At 77.1% G+C, this 2,292-nt stretch carries 4 protein-coding genes; 2 read left to right on the top strand and 2 right to left on the bottom strand.

Annotation, left to right across the window (positions count from 1 at the left end; translation table 11 throughout):
* Window positions 1–432: AfsR/SARP family transcriptional regulator (locus ACYVI6_RS18530; RefSeq protein ID WP_460447769.1), on the bottom strand; the 432-nt coding region annotated here is incomplete at its 3' end.
* Window positions 433–509: 77 nt separating this feature from the next.
* Here ACYVI6_RS18530 and ACYVI6_RS18525 point away from each other — a divergent pair.
* Window positions 510–1,412 carry an alpha/beta fold hydrolase gene (locus tag ACYVI6_RS18525; protein WP_460447768.1) on the top strand — a complete coding sequence of 301 codons (903 nt, stop codon included), beginning with the start codon at window positions 510–512 and terminating at the stop codon, window positions 1,410–1,412.
* A gap of 20 nt (window positions 1,413–1,432) precedes the next feature.
* Here ACYVI6_RS18525 and ACYVI6_RS18520 read toward each other — a convergent pair whose 3' ends face one another.
* Window positions 1,433–1,657, bottom strand: a complete 225-nt coding sequence (locus ACYVI6_RS18520) for a helix-turn-helix transcriptional regulator (protein WP_460447767.1) — start codon at window positions 1,655–1,657, stop codon at window positions 1,433–1,435.
* 201 nt (window positions 1,658–1,858) lie between these two features.
* Here ACYVI6_RS18520 and ACYVI6_RS18515 point away from each other — a divergent pair.
* Window positions 1,859–2,292, top strand: a 434-nt coding sequence (locus tag ACYVI6_RS18515) for a hypothetical protein (protein ID WP_460447766.1), incomplete at its 3' end; no start/stop codon positions are given.

Here is a 2,292-nt window from a genome sequence, read left to right as displayed (position 1 = left end):
GACGGCGTCGGCGTCCGCCGGTCCGCGCCACTCGCCGAGCGCCGCCGTCAGCGACGTCACGGCCGCTGCCGGAGCGCCGTCCCGCGCCGCGGCGACCGCGCGCTCGAACCGCTCGGCGTCCACGGCGCCGGGCTCGAGGCGCAGGGCGTAGCCGCTGCCCGCGGTCACCAGCAGGCGAGCGGGTGCCCGCGGCGGTCGGTCGGGTTCGAGCGCCCGGCGCAGCGCGGCCACGAAGGTGCGGACGGCGGCGACGGCGCCCTCTGGCGGGTCGTCCCACAGGTCGTCGACCAGCACCGCGACGGGTAGCACCCGTCCGCGTGCGGCGACCAGTCGCCCGAGCAGCTCGCGGTGTCGCGGCCCGCGCAGGTCGAGCGCGGCGCCCCGCTCGTCGTGGGCGGTGACCGGGCCGAGCACCCCGACCAGCGGCGTCACGATCCGCCGGCCCGCGCCCGGTGCCGCTCCCCACGCGTGCTCATCGGCTGCTCATCCGGTCGGGGCAGGCTCGTCGCATGACCCCACCCACGCCCACGATCCCCGGCTTCGCCACCGACCGCGTGCAGGTCGCCGACGGCGTCGCGCTGCACGTCGCCCACGGCGGCAGCGGCTCGCCCGTCGTGCTGCTGCACGGCTTCCCGCAGACCCACCTGATGTGGCGGCACGTCGCGACGCGACTGGCCGAGGAGCACACGGTGATCTGCCCCGACCTGCGCGGCTACGGCGACAGCGACAAGCCGGTGGCCGACGCCCCCGACACCTACGCCAAGCGGGTGATGGCCGCCGACGTCGTGGCGCTCGCGGCCGCGCTCGGTCACGAGCGCTTCGCCCTGGTGGGGCACGACCGCGGCGCCCTGGTCGCGATCCGCGCCGGCCTCGACCACCCGGACGTCGTGACGCACCTGGCCTCCCTCGACGTGCTGCCGACCCTCGACACGTGGGACATCCTGCACGGCGCGAGCGCTGCGGTGGCCTGGCACCTCTACCTCATGGCGCAGCCGCCCGGCCTGCCCGAGCAGCTGATCGCGGCGAGCGCCGACGCGTTCTTCGGCTCGTTCCTCGACGCCTGGGTGCGCGACCCGGCGGCGATCCCCGACGACGTGCGCGGGGTGTACCTGCGCGCCTCCCGCGAGGCGGTGCCGTCGATCGTCGCGGACTACCGCGCCTCGGCCGGCGTGGACCTCGAGCACGACCTCGCCGACCGCGCGGCCGGCCGCACCCTGCGCGGGCCGGTGTCGGTGCTGCAGCAGGACTGGGGCGCCGCCCTCGGCTTCGACGCCCGCAGCCGGTGGAGCGCGTGGGCGCCCGACCTCGTGCACGCGACCGTCGACGCCGGGCACTTCATGGCCGAGGAGGCCCCCGACGTCGTGGTCGACGCCGTGCGCGCCCTGCTGCGGCGGCCGCCGGCGACCGCCTGAGGGCCAGGCCCGGCGGCCCGTCACCCGGGCTCGGCGACGAGCGAGTCGAAGGGGACGTCGAGCCGTCGGGCCAGCCGCAGCAGCAGGGCCTCGCTGCAGGCCGTCATGCGCCCGGTCTCGAGCAGGTGGATGGTCGTCTGCGAGCACGGGCGCACGAGGAAGGCCAGCTCGCGCTGCGACAACCCGCGCCGCTGCCGCCACCGCTTCACCTGCTCGCCGCGCACCTGCACCGACGTCGACCGCACTGCGACCCCCTCCCGCGCACCGACCCGGTGCGGCCCGGCAAATCTTGCCGTACCGCAGGTGCTGCGACAAGCGACACGGTGGACGGTGGCGAGAACTTGTCAGACCGACAAGTGGACGTCGATGATGCCGGGCAGGTCAGAGCGTCGTGGGGGCGCTCGGCGGGCGATCTGCTCGTCACGGCCGCGACGACGGGAGCGGCCGTGCCGGCAGCCAGGGACCTCCAGGAGCTGGTCGAGCGGCGGTTGCGCGCCCTCGGCGGCACCGGCAAGCCCATGTCGAGCCGGCGGGCGGCCGACCGGTCCGGGGGCCGGGTCAGCTACGAGACGCTGCGGCTGCTGCGCAACGGCCAGCACTCGGGCGCCATCAGCCAGGAGGTCGCCGAGGGGCTGGCCGAGGCGCTGGAGGTGCCGCTGCCGCAGGTGCTGCGGCTGGCCGGGCGCCGGATCCCGCTCGGGCCGTTCGTGCTGCCGCCGCGCGCCGACACGCTCACCAAGTCCGAGCGCGCGGCCGTGCTGGCCGTGGTCGACGCCATCCTCGACGCCGCGGCGGCCGACCGCTCGCACGCCGACGACGCCGACGGGGCCGACCCCGGTGACGCGGAGGGCGGCGACGGTGCGGCGGCCCGGGACGCGCG

It is taken from the genome of Angustibacter aerolatus (assembly GCF_054776675.1).
Note: the sequence above shows the minus strand (reverse complement) of the source record. Positions and strands in the feature narration are given on the sequence as shown.

Excerpts from the sequence above, each read along its gene's own strand:
- ACYVI6_RS18525 (WP_460447768.1), top strand. The coding sequence starts at position 510 with ATGACCCCACCCACGCCCACGATCCCCGGCTTCGCCACCGACCGCGTG.